At 70.5% G+C, this 15918-nt stretch carries 12 protein-coding genes, 1 pseudogene and 1 riboswitch; of the genes and pseudogenes, 6 read left to right on the top strand and 7 right to left on the bottom strand.

The genetic code is table 11. The features are described from left to right. Positions 1-142 precede the first annotated feature (142 nt). On the top strand, positions 143-3199 hold the full coding sequence (locus ACYVF7_RS13320) for a transglycosylase domain-containing protein (RefSeq protein WP_460339347.1): 3057 nt from the start codon (positions 143-145) through the stop codon (positions 3197-3199). A 44-nt stretch (positions 3200-3243) separates the two neighbouring features. Here the strand turns inward: ACYVF7_RS13320 and ACYVF7_RS13315 are convergent, their stop codons facing one another. Beyond that, positions 3244-3609 carry a hypothetical protein gene (locus ACYVF7_RS13315; RefSeq protein ID WP_460339346.1) on the bottom strand — a complete coding sequence of 122 codons (366 nt, stop codon included), beginning with the start codon at positions 3607-3609 and terminating at the stop codon, positions 3244-3246. A 110-nt stretch (positions 3610-3719) separates the two neighbouring features. Next, a riboswitch (SAM riboswitch) is annotated at positions 3720-3833 on the top strand. Between the two features lie 32 nt (positions 3834-3865). On the opposite strand from ACYVF7_RS13315, the pseudogene ACYVF7_RS13310 reads away from it, so the two are divergent. The 5 genes and pseudogenes from ACYVF7_RS13310 (at position 3866) to ACYVF7_RS13290 (ending at position 11500) form a co-directional block, all read left to right on the top strand. Continuing rightward, positions 3866-5123 (top strand): annotated as a pseudogene (locus ACYVF7_RS13310) (aminotransferase class V-fold PLP-dependent enzyme). A gap of 143 nt (positions 5124-5266) precedes the next feature. Further along, the gene (locus ACYVF7_RS13305) at positions 5267-9100 is read left to right on the top strand and encodes an SseB family protein (RefSeq protein WP_460339344.1); all 3834 of its coding nucleotides are present in this window, start codon (positions 5267-5269) and stop codon (positions 9098-9100) included. Further along, the gene (locus tag ACYVF7_RS13300; RefSeq protein WP_460339342.1) at positions 9097-9465 is read left to right on the top strand and encodes a hypothetical protein; all 369 of its coding nucleotides are present in this window, start codon (positions 9097-9099) and stop codon (positions 9463-9465) included. Before ACYVF7_RS13305 ends, ACYVF7_RS13300 begins: the two co-directional genes overlap by 4 nt. Before the next feature lie 620 nt (positions 9466-10085). Next, on the top strand, positions 10086-10616 hold the full coding sequence (locus ACYVF7_RS13295; protein ID WP_460339340.1) for a hypothetical protein: 531 nt from the start codon (positions 10086-10088) through the stop codon (positions 10614-10616). 338 nt (positions 10617-10954) lie between these two features. Continuing rightward, positions 10955-11500, top strand: coding sequence for a GNAT family N-acetyltransferase (locus tag ACYVF7_RS13290; protein ID WP_460339338.1), 546 nt, complete (start codon positions 10955-10957; stop codon positions 11498-11500). Here ACYVF7_RS13290 and ACYVF7_RS13285 read toward each other — a convergent pair. The 6 genes from ACYVF7_RS13285 to ACYVF7_RS13260 all read right to left on the bottom strand — a co-directional run bounded on the left by ACYVF7_RS13285 (position 11481) and on the right by ACYVF7_RS13260 (position 15865). Continuing rightward, the gene (locus ACYVF7_RS13285; protein WP_460339337.1) at positions 11481-13067 is read right to left on the bottom strand and encodes an asparagine synthase; all 1587 of its coding nucleotides are present in this window, start codon (positions 13065-13067) and stop codon (positions 11481-11483) included. The genes ACYVF7_RS13290 and ACYVF7_RS13285 overlap by 20 nt on opposite strands. 80 nt (positions 13068-13147) lie before the next feature. After that, positions 13148-13348 carry a hypothetical protein gene (locus ACYVF7_RS13280; RefSeq protein WP_460339335.1) on the bottom strand — a complete coding sequence of 67 codons (201 nt, stop codon included), beginning with the start codon at positions 13346-13348 and terminating at the stop codon, positions 13148-13150. A gap of 416 nt (positions 13349-13764) precedes the next feature. Beyond that, positions 13765-13929, bottom strand: coding sequence for a hypothetical protein (locus ACYVF7_RS13275; protein WP_460339333.1), 165 nt, complete (start codon positions 13927-13929; stop codon positions 13765-13767). Further along, entirely contained in the window at positions 13926-14213 is a 288-nt protein-coding gene (locus ACYVF7_RS13270; protein WP_460339331.1) for a hypothetical protein, read from the bottom strand. The genes ACYVF7_RS13275 and ACYVF7_RS13270 overlap by 4 nt, the downstream gene beginning before the upstream one ends. Beyond that, positions 14210-14554 (bottom strand): hypothetical protein, encoded by a 345-nt coding sequence (locus tag ACYVF7_RS13265; protein ID WP_460339330.1) that lies wholly within the window; start codon positions 14552-14554, stop codon positions 14210-14212. The genes ACYVF7_RS13270 and ACYVF7_RS13265 overlap by 4 nt, the downstream gene beginning before the upstream one ends. Positions 14555-14662: 108 nt before the next feature. Next, entirely contained in the window at positions 14663-15865 is a 1203-nt protein-coding gene (locus ACYVF7_RS13260; RefSeq protein ID WP_460339328.1) for a helix-turn-helix domain-containing protein, read from the bottom strand. Between the last annotated feature and the right edge of the window lie 53 nt (positions 15866-15918).

The raw sequence follows: 15918 nt of genomic DNA, 5'->3' as shown, positions 1-15918 counted from the left end.
GTGGCTTAGGATCGTCAAGCCCCCGGACGCCCGGCACGCCGATCGGTGCAGCCGCGCCCCTCAGGTACCTTCGGGGGTTCACGCAGGTCACGGGGGACGAGTGAGTGACAAGGACACCGGCGTCGGAGCCGGTGAATCGCAAATGCCCGACACCTCTGCCAACGACGGCGATCCCACGACGCCCGTGGACGGCACCGACGGCACGGTGACCGGAAGCGCGGCGGACGACTCCGGCCCTGAGCCGACCGCGACGGACGGCACCGGCTCTCCGTCGGCGGTGGCGGACAGCACCGGCGCCTCGCCGGCCGGGACGGACGGCACCGGCTCTTCGCCGACCGCGGCGGACGGGGCCGAGACATCGCCGGACCTGGCGGGGAGCGCCGGCTCCTCGTCGTCCGTCGCGAACGGCAGCGGATCCGCGCGAGGCGCGACGGACGGCACCGGTGCCTCACCGTCCACGACGGAGGGCTCCGGCTCTCCGTCGGCCGGGGCGAGCGGCGCCGAGACATCGGTGGACCTGGCCAAGAGCGCCGGAACCTCACCGGCCGTCGCGGACGGCGCCGGGTCCCCGCAGGGAGCGACGGACGGCACCGAGACCTCGCCGGACCTCACGAAGAGCTCCGGCTCCTCGCCGGCCACCGCGAACGGCGCCGGATCCGCGCAAGGCGCGGCACACGGCGCCGGCGCCTCGCCGACCGCGACGGAGGGCACCGGCTCTCCGTCGGCCGGGGCGAGCGGCGCCGAGACATCGGTGGACCTCTTCAAGAGCCCCGGAACCTCGTCGGCCGTCGCGAACGAGATCGGATCTTCGCAGGGCGGGACGAACGGCACCGGATCTTCGCCAACTTCGGGGTCGTACGGCGCGTCCAATAACGATGACGCCGTCGGGCTCGAGGCCGCGGACGGACCGGGGGACGCGGCTGATCCGCGCGGCGTCGCCGCATCGGCATCTGCCGTGAAGTCCGGAGCCACTGATCTCGATGACGCCACTCGACCCGACATGGCCCCGCCCGTGGAACCCACGGCGGGCAGTCTGGTCCTGGCCGACGAAGGCCCGTCGGCCATGACCGCCGTACACGCCCTTCCCGAGGGCAAGAAGTCCAAGGACGAGAAGTCCAAGAAGCCGAAGAAGAAGCGGAGCCGGCGGGCCAAGTGGCTGCGCCGCTCGGCGTACGTGCTGGGCCTGCTCATCCTGCTGCCCGTCGCCGGCTTCATCGTCGCGTACCTGATGACGCCGGTACCGACCTCCTCGCAGCCCATGGCCAACGCTCAGCCTTCGACGTTCTACTTCAGCGACGGCAAGAGCGTCATCCTGAAGAAGGGCACCAACCGGCAGCCGGTCCCCCTGTCCCAGGTGCCGAAGCCGGTGCGGGACGCCGTGATCTCCGCGGAGAACCGCAGCTTCTACAGCGACCCCGGGGTGTCGTTCAAGGGCACGGCCCGTGCGGTCTGGGCGACGGCGACCGGCGGATCCATGCAGGGCGGGTCGACGATCACCCAGCAGATGGTCCGCAACTACTACAGCGGCCTCAGCCAGCAGCGCACGGCGTCCCGCAAGCTGAAGGAGATCATGGTCGCGCTCAAGGTCGGGCGCGAGAAGGACAAGAGCTGGATCCTCCAGACCTACCTCAACACGATCTACTTCGGCCGGGACGCCTATGGCATCCAGGCGGCCGCCCAGGCGTACTACAACAAGGACGTCCAGGACCTGACCCCCGCCGAGGGCGCCTACATCGCCGCGGCCATCCAGGTGCCCACGACCGCAATGGACACGTCCAACCCGAAGGCCCGCGCGTACATGCAGAGCCGCTGGAAGTACGTCGTCGACGGCATGGTCCAGATGAGGAGCATCACTTCGCAGCAGGCCGCGGCCATGCAGTTCCCCTTGCCCAAGAAGGAGAAGATCAAGAATATCTACGCGGGTGAGAAGGGCTACATGTACGACCTGGCGAAGGCCGAGTTGCTGCGCATGGGCTACACCCAGGACCAGATCGACAACGGCGGGTTGAAGATCCGTACGACGTTCGACAAGGACCTGATGGACGACGCGAAGGCGGCCGTGGAGGACGCCATGCCCTCGAGCGTCTCCAGCAAGGTCATGGCCGGCCTGGTGTCCGTCGACCCGTCGACCGGTGAGGTCAACGCGTTCTACGGCGGCAAGCAGTACCTCGACAACAACTTCAACAGCGCGTTCGACGCCAAGGTGCAGCCGGGCTCCGGTTTCAAGCCGTACGTCCTCGCCGCGGCGCTGAACGACGGGATGTCCCTGGACGACGAGGTCGACGGCAGCGACGACCAGACGTTCGACGGCAGCAAACCGATCCAGAACGACAACCACGAGGACTTCGGCCCGGTCAACCTCGTCACCGCGACGCAACAGTCGATCAACACCGCGTACGTCAACATCGCCCAGAAGATCGGGAACGACAAGGTGATGGAGATGGCGGAGAAGCTCGGCATCCCCGAGTCGCAGCTGACCGCGAACGGCGCGAACACCGCCGTCACGTTCCCGCTCGGCGTCATCGACGTCAGCGTGGAGCAGCAGGCCGCCGCGTACGCCGCGTTCGCGTCCGAGGGCGTTTACCACGCGCCGCACGTGATCCGGGCGGTGACCAACCGGGACGGCAAGAAGCGCGTCGTCCCGACCACCGGCAAGCGGGTCTTCAGCACGCAGATCGCCCGGGACGCGACGTACGCGATGCAGAAGGTCGTCGACGCGGGCACCGGCACCAATGCCGCGCTGCCGGACCGGAACGCCGCAGGCAAGACCGGAACGACCTCGAGTGGCAAGCAGATCTGGTTCAACGGGTTCATCCCGCAGCTGGCGGCCTCGATCGGCATCTTCCGGAGCGACAACAAGGCGCTGAGCATCCCCGGCTACTCCTCGTACGGCGGTGACCTGCCGGCCACGATCTGGCACAACTTCCTCGTCAAGGCCGACGCGGACATGCCGGTGAAGTCGTTCGGGGACCCGTCGGTGTACGTCGGCGGGCGCCAGTACCCGTCGCCGACGTCGCCCGCGCAGCCGCAGCCGCACCCGAGCTTCTCCAGGCCCCGGACGACCAGGCCGTCCCACCCGTCCTCGCCGACTCACCACCCGCCGACCGGAGGCCCGCCGACCCACCTGCCCACCGGCGGCCCGACCGGCCAGCCCACGGGCCGCGTGTACGACGGCGGCGATCCCAACTCGATGTTCTGAGCGGCTGAGCGCCCGCGACCCTACGGCGGCGGGCGCTCAGGCGTTCATTTGCAGGCCGTGGCGAGGGCGGCGGGCTGGCGCTGGACGGCGCTCTGCAGGCCGGAGATGTCGCGCGGCGTGATGCCGGTGCTGACGCCCCGCCACTCGGTCGCCATGCCGCTCAGCGTCCGGCTCAGCTTCTTGTCGTCCGACTCACGGGCGAGCGCGTCGAAGCGCGTGGCGAGTGTCCCCGCCGCCTGCTTCCACTGGGTGATGTCGTCAGGCGAGATGCGGTTCAGGGTCGCGTTGTAGGACCCGACCGCCTTCACCGCGTCCTTGCAGACCCTGCCCTTGTTCGTGCCGACGCCGCATCCGGCCGCGCACACCGCGACCAGGACGACCCCCGCCGGCCGCCGCCATCCACCCCGCATCGCCCTGTTCTCCCTTCGTCGAACTCCCGTGCCCCGTATTCAATCGCGGAGAAGCGGTCACACGACGCCGAAACGGCGTTCTTCGGGCGAGTGCTCTATACTCACCGTCAGGTCACGAGTGCCAGCGCGAAGCCCCGGCTTGCTGGCCGGCAACCCTCCGTCCGTGGCGGGGTGCCCCGGGTGATGACCGGGTCCGACACGACCGTGCCGGACAAGCGCGGACCCCTCGCGGGGTCCAAGGCCCCGCTGGAGGTGTGTGTTGTCCGCTGTACTCGATCTGCCCCCCATCACCCGTCCCACCCTGCGCGTCGTGGGTGAAGGCGTCCCCGTGCCCGTCGCCGGTGGCCGGACCGTTCCGTACGCGAACCTCGACTACGCGGCGAGCGCGCCCTGTCTGGAGGCGGTGCGCGACGCGCTCGACGCCGCCCTCCCCTACTACAGCAGCGTGCACCGCGGCGCGGGATACGCCTCGCAGGTGACGACCGACCGGTACGAGCGCGCCCGCGAGGTCGTCCGGGAGTTCGTCGGCGCGTGGCGGCGCGACGCCGTGGTGTTCACCCGCAACACCACCGACGCGATGAACCTCCTCGCGCACGCCCTGCCGCGCGGCACCACGGTCGTCGTGTTCGAGTCCGAGCACCACGCGAGCCTCCTGCCCTGGCAGCGCGGCAACCACGTCGTACGGCTCGCGGCCCCCGAATCCCCGGCGGCGGCCCTCGCGGCGGCCGGCGAGGCCCTCGCCGCGGCGCCGGCCGGGCCGCGCCTGCTCGTCGTCACCGCCGCCTCCAACGTCACCGGCGAGCTGTGGCCCGTCGCCGAACTCGCCGCCGTCGCCCGCGCGCACGGCGCCCGCATCGCGGTCGACGCAGCGCAGCTCGTCCCGCACCGGCCGTTCGACATGGGCGCGCTCGACGTCGACTACGTCGCGTTCTCCGGCCACAAGCTGTACGCGCCGTTCGGAGCGGGCTGCCTCGTCGGCCGCGCCGACTGGCTGCGCGCCGCCGAGCCGTACCTCCTGGGCGGCGGCGCCACCGCGAGCGTCGGCGAGCACGTGACGTGGTCGGCGGACCCGCAGCAGCGGCACGAGGCCGGGCACGCCGAACGTCCTCGGCGTCGTCGCGCTCGCAGCCGCGTGCGAGGCCCTGACCGACTGGGAGACCCTCGTCGCGGAGGAGGAGCGTCTCCTGCGGCGGCTGCGGACCGGCCTGGCGGCCATCCCCGGCGTACGGGAGCTGTCGCTGTGGGGCGACGGGCACCCGCGCGTGGGCATCGTGTCGTTCGTCGTCGAGGGGCGCGGGTCCCGCGCCGTCGCCACCGCGCTGTCCGACCAGTACGGCATCGGTGTGCGGGACGGGAAGTTCTGCGCGCACCCGTTCGTCCGGCGACTGGTCGGCGACGGGCAGGGCGGCTGCGATGACGGCGACGGCACCGCGCTGCGGGCCAGCTTCGGCATCGGCACCACGGACGAGCACATCGACCGTCTGCTGGCCGCGCTGCGACGGCTCACCGCCTGACGATCCGCTCCGCTGCTGGTCAGCGCTATCGAAAGTGACAGTTCGTCCGGGTAAGTCCAATCGGCTGCCGGTACTCGTGCGCGCCGCCGGTTTGCTCCCGGTACGGTGGTCCTCTTGTGCAAAGAGCTTCCGGGGGGTGGCGAATGACCGGCACATGGGAGCCCGCGAACCAACTCGAGCAGCAGCTGAGCGACGCCCTAGGCGACGGCGACCAGAACGCCTACTTCAAGCTGCTGAGCGTGGCGGAGCTCGTCCTTCCGCTGCCACAGGTCGAGCCCGACCCCGGACAGCCGGCGTTCACGTGGCCGACCAGCACGCACGAGGGTCGCACCCACATACTCGCCTACACGTCGGTCGAGGCGGCGCGTGCCTGCCTCGGCCCCGGCTACGAGCACTTCGTCCGGATGCCGCTCGCGGAGATGGCGAACACCTGGCCGGACAGCGACTGGTGGCTCGCGGTCAACTCCGGGCTGCCGATCGAGGGCTACCTGCCCGCCTGGTTCGTCGGACAGCTCACCGCGAACCTCCCGCCCGCCCAGGAGACGCCGCCCGCTCCCGAGACCGGCCCCGCCGGTCAGTCGCCGGCGGAGCAGGAGGCGACCCCCGGGACGCACGCCGGGCATGAGGCGGTCCTTCACGACTCGTCCGCCGCGCCGGCCGGGCAGGAGCTTCCTCACGGCTCGCAGGCCGACCAGGAGGCGCCTTACGGCGCGCAAGCCGAGCAAACGCCTTACGGCGCGCAGGCCGAGCAGGAAACGCCCTACGGCGCGCAAGCCGAGCAGACGCCTTATGGCTCGCAGGCCGGCCAGGAGATGACGTACGGTGCGGGGGCCGAGCAGGAGACGGCTCACGGGCAGGCCACGCCCACCGGGCAGTACACCGGCGAAGCGGCAGCGGACCTCGGTTCGCTGTCGTTTCCACCGGTGGCGGAGACCTCGCTGCCGTCCGTACCTCCGGCCGAGCCGTCCACTCTGGAGCCGGGCACCGTTCCACCGCCGACCGGAGACGCCTCGGCGCCTCCCGCGCACGCGCATCCGCCGGTGAGTGGACCGGCCCCCGCGCCTTTCGGGGACGCACACCCTCCGGTCCCGGGCGAACCGGCTCTGCCCCCTATCGGCGACCCGCAGCCTCCGGTTCCGGGCGAACACACTCCCGCTCCTTTCGGCGACGCATACGCTCCGGTCCCGGGCGAACCCGCCCCGACGCCGCTCGAGGACACGCGCCCTCCGGTCCCGGGCGGACCGGCTCCCACTTCTTTCGGGGACGCACACCCTGCGGCACCGGGCGAACCGGGCCCGACGCCGCTCGGGGACACGCAGCCTCCGATCCCGGGCGGACCGGCTCCCGCTCCTTTCGGGGACGCACACCCTGCTGTCCCGGGCGAACCGGGCCCCGCTCCTTTCGGGGACGCGCACTCTACGGTCCCGGGCGAACCGGCCCCGACGCCGCTCGAAGACGCGCGCCCTCCGGCCCCGGGCGAACCGGCCCCGGCACCCGTCACCGACACCGCGCCCTTCCCGGGTCTCTCGTTCCCCACGCCGCCGCCGGCGGGTCCCCCGCCCGCGCCCGGCTCGAACCCGGCCCCGCCGGCCTGGGATGAGTCGTCCGGGGAGACGACGATCGCGGACGCGCCGGCCCTGGAGGCGTTCGCCCGAGAGGCGTTGGCCAGGGTGCAGTCGGCCGGCGAGAGGCCGACCGGGGAGCCGACCGATGGCACGCCGCCCGCGGAGCGCCGGCGACAGGCCGACGTGGGGCACGCCGGCCGCGGAGCCGGCCGCGAGAGACGCACCGGGAATGCGCCGCCTGCCGAGTCGGCCGGGGGTGTGCCCGACGGGCGGACACCGGCCGGGGAGGCACCGCCGTACCCCTCGTTCTCCACCGCCGGCGCGGTGCCGCCCGCCCCGGCGGAGGACACCCCGCCGGTGGCCGAGACCGCGCCCATGCCGATCGTCTCCGCCGACGAACCGATGCCCCCGGGACCCGGCCAGGCGGACGCCGGCCCCACGTCCTCCCCCACCGACACACCCACGCAGGGCGGGCCGCGGCCGGTCTCCTCCGACGCGCCCCTCGCGCCGCACTTCACGGCGGACGCCGACTTCATCCCCCTCGACGAAGAAGAACGCCTGCTCTACGACGCCGCCGCGCGCGACGACCGCGAGGGACTCCTGCGGACGCTCCTGGGCGCGAGCCAGATCTGGGTGCCCATGGTCGAGGGCGGCGACCTCATGCTGGGCCCCGGCCGTCCCGGTTTCCAGTGGTACACCCAGGAGTCCGGCGGACGGACCGTCGTCCCGCTGTTCACCGGGCCGAGCCGGATGCGCGAGGCGATGGGCGGCCACCCGTTCATCCTGTCCGACCTGACGAAGATCCTGCGGTTCTGGCCGGACCCGGCGTGGGACCTCGTCATGAACGACGGTTCCGCGATCGGCGTCACGATCCCCGGGGACCGCATCACCGCGCTGTCGCGCCGCGTCGACGACGAGGCCGCCGAACGCCTGGCGAGCGACTTCCCCGCGCAGAACGACGCCGAACGGCGCCTGTTCGAGGTCCGGGACGATCCGGACGCACACCTGCAGGTGCTGCTCGAGGCGTCGGTCTTCCTGCCGGTCTGGAGCCGTACGCCGCCGACGGTGCAGACGCCGCCGAGCGACCCGGCGTTCCCCTGGGCGGCGGTGTCCGTCCGGGGCCGGGCGTCGATGCTCGTGTTCACCTCCTTCGACTGGATGAAGGAAGCGGTCGGCACCACCGGGTTCGTCATGCCGACCTTCGCCGACCTCCTCTCCGCCTGGCAGGAGCCGAGCTGGGATGTCTCGGTGAATCCCGGCACCCCGATCGAGACCACGTTGTCCGGCGAGCAGATCCATTCGATCGCCGCCTCGCTCGCGAACCGCGCCGCCACGCCGACCGCACCGCCCTCCGCGCCGGTGGCGCCCCTCGGCGACCTCACCCAGGACGGCTCCGCCGTGCCTGGGCAGGCGCCTCCGGAGCCGGTCGCGGCGGCCCCAGAGTCGCTCGCGGCACCCGCGGCCCCCCCTCGGACGCCGCTGCCGGAGCCGACGCAGGGCCCGGCCGGTATCCCGGTCCCGGCGGAGGCGGCCTCGTTGACCGCCCAACCTGGACCGGCACAGATCCCGGCGAGCATCCCGGTCCCGCCGACCACCGCACCATCGACCGCCCAACCCGGACCGGCACAGATCCCGGCGAGCATCCCGGTCCCGCCGACCACCGCACCATCGACCGCCCAACCCGGACCGGCACAGATCCCGGCGAGCATCCCGGTCCCGCCGACCACCGCACCATCGACCGCCCAACCCGGACCGGCACAGATCCCGGCGAGCATCTCGCTCCCGACGGCGACCGCACCGTCGATCACCGAGCCGGAGCCGGCACAGGCGCCGACCGGAGTCCATGTCCCGGTCGAGACGATGCCGCCGATCGCCGCCCAGCTTGAACCCCAGGCCGTCGATCAGGCTGAGTCGCGCACCCCCGCCGACGGGGCGTTCACGATCATGCAGAAGGTGCTGGTCCACGACCAGGTCCCCTGGTACCTCGACAAGGCGTACGACCGGGTCGCCGGCTTCGTGCACCGGGTCCAGGACGTCATTGACCTCAACACGCCGCAGCGGCTCTACGAATGCCTCGGCCTGATCCGCGACGGGTCACCCTTCACGGCCGACGACCCGAAGGTGTACGTCATCCGCTGGGCGGCGTACCGCGCCGGGCTCTACCGCACGCCGTTCGGCGGCGCGAACGAGGACGCCCTCAAGGAGTGGGGCGAGGACGGCTGGGTGGTGGAGCCTCCTCCGTTCACGGGCGACGGCTTTGCCCCCGGCAGTGCGGGCAGCATCCCGGAGTACAAGGCTGAAAGTTTCAGGCTTCCGCACAGCTCGGAGATGTACGTCATCAGCAGCGACGGGTCCGAACGGTTCGTCGCCAGGTACGACGCGGATCGGCTCGTGTGGGAGAAGGACCAGTGATCAGAGACGGCTACGTCGCTCGTTGGCAGGGCACCGACTACGACGCGGTGCCCGGCGTCGACGGTGAGGTCCGGCTGTACTCCACCGTGCCGGTGGACGGCTTCACCGAGATACGGCCCGACCGGTTCCTGCTAGTCGTCCGTGAGGACGAGGTCGACGGCCTGCGTTACGTCCGGACCCGTTGTACGTGGCGCGGCGAGCCGTTCGTCGTCATCGGCGAGCATGACGGCTGGGTACGCGTCGAGTACAGCGGCGGTCGCGCGCCCGTTGCCGCAGGTCTCGAGCTCGAACGCGTGGACATCGGCGTCTATCAGGCCTGGGTGTCCCGGAACGAGATCAGCGGGCTTCACCAGGAGCTCATCTAAAGGTTGCTGCGATATAACTCCGTTAGCACGGTTGATTGATCGGCTTTGACGTGGTCGCATGAGTCATACCTGACTCCCCGGGTAAGCCGGGGTGGTGTCTTTACGGTGCGATGGGGAGGTTGTGAGCAGTGCTCGCACGATCGGCACGAAACCCGCTGGTCATATTTCTCGGCGCAGGGATCGTCCTGATCGTCGGCAACTCTCCCCCAGCCCTCGCGTCCGGCGACCCCAGTAAGTCCCCCACCGCGACGCCATCCGGCACAAAGACGTCGTCAACGCCGTCGGACAGTCCGTCAGCCGACCCAATCGTGCTGCACGTCTCGCTCGTCGACGTTCCCGATGAGGGGCGTCCTGGGAACAAGTACGCCATGGAGGTCTCGGTCTCCACCTCAGCGAGCACGGTAGCGAACGCGGAGCTCGATCTCAGTGCGACGCTAGGTGCCAGCGTCACGTGCGATCGGTCTGGACGGAGTTCCTGCACCGTTCCGGGACCTATCGGGAGTACCGGCAAGCTGACCGGAATCCACATCACCATTCCCCCGAAGCTCAAGAGCGGCAAGGTCTACATCACCGCATCCGCCACAGCCAACGGCGCTACCGACGGGTCTGATGGTGCCCGCATGACGGTGACGGCGCCGACATCGACGCCGACGCCCAAGCCGTCCAAGTCGTCGACGCCGAAGCCCTCGCACTCCAGTGGGTCCGGATCAGGGTCGGGCAGTGGGTCCGGGTCGGGGTCTGGGAGCGGGACCGGGTCGGGGACGTCGACGCCGACTGGGAACCTCAACTCCGGCACTGGGACGACGAACGGCGCGAACGCCTCGCCGTCGGTCGCCGCGGGGAACAACCCGACGCTGCCGAACATCCCGGGCCAGAACAACACTCAGGCGCAGGATCCGGCGACGGCGCCGCTGGCGCAGAACGCCGGCAACTCGCAGTCGCTGCAGAACGCCGCCGACGGGCCGGACGAGCTGACGTTCGACAAGCTGGCCAGCACGCAGGCGGCCTGGCTCGCCGCGCTGCTGGTGGCGCTGGGGCTGCTGCTGACGCAGTTGCGGCTCGGCAAGGCGAACATCATCAAGGGCGTCAAGGCCGCCGAGAAGCCGAAGGGCGCCCACCGTAAGATTCGCGGCCCCCGCCGCGCGCGCTGACGGTCCTCACGTAACGAACGGCCCCCGCTCCCGACGACAACGTCGGGACCGGGGGCCGTCTCGCCTACGTGATGCGGTTCCCCCTCCGTCACTTCGGTGAGTCCTGAAGTGACGTTTGGTCAAGCGGCCGAGCCGATGGTGACCATCTTCGGCATGTCCCGAAAATGATCCTGAGCTGCGCTTCCTCCCTGAAAGAGCGCGCTTCGTCGTGTCCGGTCAGCGCCTGGTGCCGTCGTCGATGACGTGCCGCAAGTATGAGTCGGGCCGGGCCATCAACCGCCGCCAGGGTCTAGTCCATTAGGCCGCGTACGGCGGAGGTGATGGAACACAATGGGCTGATGATGCAGATGCGTCTTGCCACCACTGCCGACAAGGCCCAGGTCCTCGATATGGCGCAGGCCCGATGTGCCTGGATGGAACGGAAGGGCCTGCCGAGCTGGTGGGACGCGGTGGATGACCTGGTCGCCCAGTGCGACAACCCGGACGGAGACGTGTGGGTGCTGGTCGACGACGAACACGGCGTCGTCGGTCAGATGGTGATACAGGACCAGGGCCCGCCGTGGGGGTGGACGGCTGCCGAGCGAGCCGAGACGGCCCTGTACCTGTCGGGTTCGATCACCGACCCGGCGTTCCGGGGCCGGAAGCCGGGCACAGCGATGGCCTGGTGGGCGGTCGATCGCGCCGCCCGGCTCGGGCTGCCGTGGGTACGAAGGCACTGCCACTTCCTGGGCGTGGCCCGCTACAACGAGACGCAGGGATTCGAGCTGGTGCGTACCGAGCAGCGGACACACGCCCGGCTGTACATGATGGCGCGACGAGCCGAGCGGCTTGATCTGTCGCCCTGGTTCGGGGCCGAGACCGGCGTCAGGTCAGGAACGCTCTGATGGCCTGATCGAGGGTGATGACCTCGACCAGCTTGGAGTGGTACTCCTCGCGGTAGATCCCATCGTCTTCCAGCTCGCTGACGAGGCCCTTAAGGCCGTCGGGGTCGAGGAGCCCGGCCTCAATCAGCGGTGACCCTTCCGTCAGGATGCGCCGCAGCAGAGGCAGCCCGTTCACCCGGAGCGATTTTTCGACGAGTTCGGCGAAACTCTCGCGTTCCTTGGGGTTGCAGGCGTCGTGGCTGAGCCCGAAGGTTGCCAGGTGATCGCGCTGGAGCTTCTTGAGGTCGCGCCAGAAGAACGGGAGCTGGTCGCCGAGTTCGATCAGCGCCCGGTGAGTGAACGGATGCACCGGCCACAGCCCGGCGCGCAGCAGTGGCGGCGCGACGCACTCGGCCGCGAGGAGCGTGATCCCGCCGGCCATCGCGGGCGGCGCGATGCCGTCGTCTCCGTACTCGATCGCGGCGCGTGCCCGCGGCCCGAGCCATGGCAGGTCGAAGTTGTCGGCCTTGTCGGCGGCGGCCTCGGCCGATTCCGCCGATCCGACGGCGACCATCTCATCCCCGCCCAGGCCGGTGATCACCGTGTGCGCGTCCACTGCGGCGATCAGGGTGTTGAGCTCGGTGAAATGCTCATACAGCGGTTCGTCGTAGGGGCTGACCAGCTCGCCGCGGACCCGTGGGCAGGCTGGTCCGAACATCAGCCGATCGCGGGTGTCCAGTTGCAGGTCGTATGGTCCGAAGGGAAGCCGGTCGCGGATTTCGGCCCGGCGGCGGATCTGCTGCCGGCGGCCCGGACCGATGACGATCAGCGTCGCGGTGTTGATCCGCCCAGGCCACCGGCGAGCCGCACGGGTGGCGATCGAACCGGAGTCCAGGCCCCCGGTCAGGTGACAGAGCGTGGCGCCGGGGTCGATCGGCCGGGCGTCCAGCGCGGTGTCTATCCCGGCGGTGAAGGCCGCTAACACATCGGCGCCCTCGACCAGGTCGCGGGGCTGGGCGTGCAGAACCGGGTCGGGATAGCGGATGACGAGGTCTCCGCCGAAGACCGCGGTGGCACGCTCGGTCAACCGCCGGATGCCGGCGAAGGCGGTGTCGGTGCTGTAGCGCGGCCGGTAGATCAGCAGGCGGGTTGCCTCTTTGGGGTTGATGTCGCCGGCGAACCGTTTGAGATCGGCGAGGTCCCAGGACCCGTACAGGACCCCGTCGGAGTGAGCCAGGAACAACGGGGCGGACCGCACACCCCCGGCGGTGATCCGAACCGGCCAATGCGCGGCGGTCTCGATCAGCAGATGGTCGACCGGCCAGCGCCGGGCCTGGGCGATGATCACGTCCAGCTCCCCCGGCGTGACCGACACGGGCACCGGGGCCGCGCCCGGCCGCCGGGGGACGCGTTCCCGGACGATGATCACGGTGCGGGTGCCGTCGGTGGCGGCGGTCTGCTCGACCATCTGGTGCGCGAACGGCGTCACCCGGCTGCCGTCGCTGGTGACGTACGAGGCCCCGTTCCACCTCCATGCCGGTGAAGGACCCGTCCCGAGTCGTTCGGGATTGATCTGCAAGGTCAGCACAGCTTGTTCCCTTTCGTCCCTGTAGGCGGAACGGGACCCGGCCGGCGGCCGGGTCCCGTCCGATGGGTGGATTCGGCAGGTCACTTGGCCGTCGTGTCGTAGGTCTTGGCCCCGTCGGAGCTGCCCGCAGTCTTCTTGTAGTCGTTGCGCACCGGTGGAGTCTGGACGATGTGGTGCCTCGTGCCGGTGAACAGGTGATCGGTCTGCGGCGTCGGGTCGGCAGGTGCCTGGAACACCTCCAACAGAGACGTCGCGCTCATCTCGGGTGCGGTGACGGTCATCTGATCCCTCCTTCGGACGGATTCGCACGGCGCCCGGCCGTGCTCTGCTGATGACGGGACCGTCCGGTCGGCCTCGTCATCGTCGTTGCCGCGGTGCTCCGCGGAACAGCAGCGGCCTGGACACAGTTGTGCGCCATGCCGCGATCTTGGGGACCGCCGGGCGGGATTCCCAGGCCCCGCGCCCGGCGGTCTCCTGCCCCGGCACGCCCAGCGGTCGCGATGGTGTGCCTGGACGTCTCAGGGTGGGCCGCCGGTGAGCGCAAGCTTCCCCGGTCGTCGACTCGCGCTCGACCCGGCGGCCCGTCTGGCCCGTACGGCCGTCGTCAGGGGGCTGCGACGGCCGTACGGGGTGTGGTGGGCGCGCTCAGCTATCCGGTTGTCGGGCCGGATCCGCTTCGTCGAGAGCGCGCCCACGTTTACGCCCCGGCGTCGAGTCGGGCGAGGATCGGCCGGGCCTCGTCGGGGAAGAGGTGGATGAGGCGCTCGAGGGCGGCGAGCTGCGCCTGACGGTTCGGCCGCCCAACGACGGACACCTCATCGAGCAGGCGCCGGAAGTCGCCGATCTGATCACCGAGGCTCATGCGATCACCGCCTGACCGTGTGCCACGGCGTTCCGGACTTCCCGGCACCGTTGCAGCAGGCGCGCGGGGTCCGGCTCGTCGATGATGAGCGGGCCCGTGGTGAATGTGGCGAACGCGGTGTACGCGCGCCGCCAGCGCGACCACATCACCGCCCAGCCGCCGCAGGCCGCCTGAACCGCGGCCAGATCCTGGGGGCTCGGGTCGGCGACGACCACGCGCCGAAAGGGAGGATGCACCGGATCGGCCGGTTCAATGCCGACGAGACGCCGGATGCCCGCGATCACTGCTCGGCCCCGGCAGGCTCGGCGACGTGCAGGACGTTCGCCAGACGCCGGGCCGCCTCCTCGACGTCCTCGACGTCCTCGACGGCCACCATCGGCTCGTACTCGGGCGGCGCGTCACGGGTCGGCCCAGACCAGACCCACCACCACCAGAGCACGCCCTGGTGTTCGCGTACGACGATCGGTTGCGTCATTCGTGTGTCGCCGGGGTTCCGTACCTCGACGACGCCGTCTCGGCGGACGGCGACGTTTAAGCCGTCGCGCAGCAGCAGCGGCGCGAGCTTGAGCACCAGGCCCCTGACGGTGTCGACCGGTGGTGAGGGATTCGTGTCCTGTGCGTGCACCTGATGCCTCCTAGCGTCCGCGTGGTCCGGTAACGACAGGTCACGCTAGGTAGGCGGGAGGTCAACAATGCGCACGGGTTGTGCGCATCGGAGTCCTTGACGGGCTGCTCAGGACAGCGACATATGCTCCTGAATCGCGCGTAGTGGTTCGGGTAGCGCCCGATAGTGGTCGACTAGGCGGCCGACCGTTTCGCGGGCCATGGGGTGGTACCAGGTCATCTGGGGCGCCGTCTTCTCGGCGGACTGGATACGACGGAGTGCGCGGTCGTACTGGCCGGTCGAGACGAGAGCACGGCTCACGTCGATCTCATGGTGAGCGCGCCGCTCCGCCGGCAGAGAGGATGGCAGCGATAGGCGGGAGTCCCGCCGGATCGCCTCGTCGAAGTCCGTGAGCTCGACTGCGACGGCCACCCCGTGAATGTCCACGTTCGGGGCCGTGAGCTGGACCCCGTATTCGTCACGTACGCGCGAGCCGATGCGCCGGGCCGCGTCGTCGGCAATGCCGTGGTGCTCCCACGCCTCCGTTTCCCGGCCGGCGCGTGCGGCGACGATCGCGGCGCGCAGATGCAGGGCGCCGAACACCGTGACCGACTCCGGGCGATCCTGCTCGACGTGACCGGCAGCGCGGTCGAGCAGTGTGAGCGCAGGGTCCCACGCGCCGATCGTCAGGAGCAGCAAAGCGCGTGACAGGGTGACGAGCTGCGGGAGGTTCGGATCGTCGGACCGATCGGCGGACCGCGCCGCACGCTCCATCGCCAGTTGCGCGAGGTCGGTGTATCCGAGGCGGCGCGAGAGCGAGTTGGCGAGGCTGTGTGTCTGGTTGAGCAGCCGCCAGGCACGAAGCGAGTCGGTGTCGTGGGCGTGCACGGTCAGCTCGTCGATCAGCGCGGGCAGCCGCGCGCCGAGCTGTACGTGACGGGCCTGCTGCTGCAGCCGCTTGGCCTCGGTGACTGCCTTAGCCAGCTCAGCGAGCGGTCGAGGTGGTGTGTCGAGGGTCGGGGCCAGATCGACGTACGTCAGCGCCTTGCGGATGTCGGGGATCGCCGCGTGGACGCGATCCTTCCGCATCGTGGACCCTCGGTACGGCTGTCCGTACAGCGTGACCGGATCGATGTGAAGCGCCGAGGCTACCGCCGCGACGAGTGAGGGGGTCGCCGGCTTCCGGCCGGTCTCGACCTGTTGGATCAAACTCCGGCTGACGAACGCGCGGTCGGCGAGACCCTGCTGTGTCAGACCGCGGGAGCTACGTTTCCGGGCAATTCGACGGCCGATGCCCTCGTCGGGGTCTGGTGTCGTGTTAGCGTCAGACACAAGCCCTGCACCTCCTGAAGTCCGCAAACGACAGGCTACGGTGCAGGGCTTTG

The sequence above is a fragment of the Actinoallomurus acanthiterrae genome, from assembly GCF_054775715.1.
Note: the sequence above shows the minus strand (reverse complement) of the source record. Positions and strands in the feature narration are given on the sequence as shown.

Coding starts and splice junctions, on each gene's coding strand:
- ACYVF7_RS13320 (WP_460339347.1), top strand. CDS start 143: ATGCCCGACACCTCTGCCAACGACGGCGATCCCACGACGCCCGTGGAC.
- ACYVF7_RS13275 (WP_460339333.1), bottom strand. CDS start 13,929: ATGAGCCTCGGTGATCAGATCGGCGACTTCCGGCGCCTGCTCGATGAG.
- ACYVF7_RS13295 (WP_460339340.1), top strand. CDS start 10,086: ATGACGGTGACGGCGCCGACATCGACGCCGACGCCCAAGCCGTCCAAG.
- ACYVF7_RS13305 (WP_460339344.1), top strand. CDS start 5,267: ATGACCGGCACATGGGAGCCCGCGAACCAACTCGAGCAGCAGCTGAGC.
- ACYVF7_RS13290 (WP_460339338.1), top strand. CDS start 10,955: ATGATGCAGATGCGTCTTGCCACCACTGCCGACAAGGCCCAGGTCCTC.
- ACYVF7_RS13280 (WP_460339335.1), bottom strand. CDS start 13,348: ATGACCGTCACCGCACCCGAGATGAGCGCGACGTCTCTGTTGGAGGTG.
- ACYVF7_RS13315 (WP_460339346.1), bottom strand. CDS start 3,609: ATGCGGGGTGGATGGCGGCGGCCGGCGGGGGTCGTCCTGGTCGCGGTG.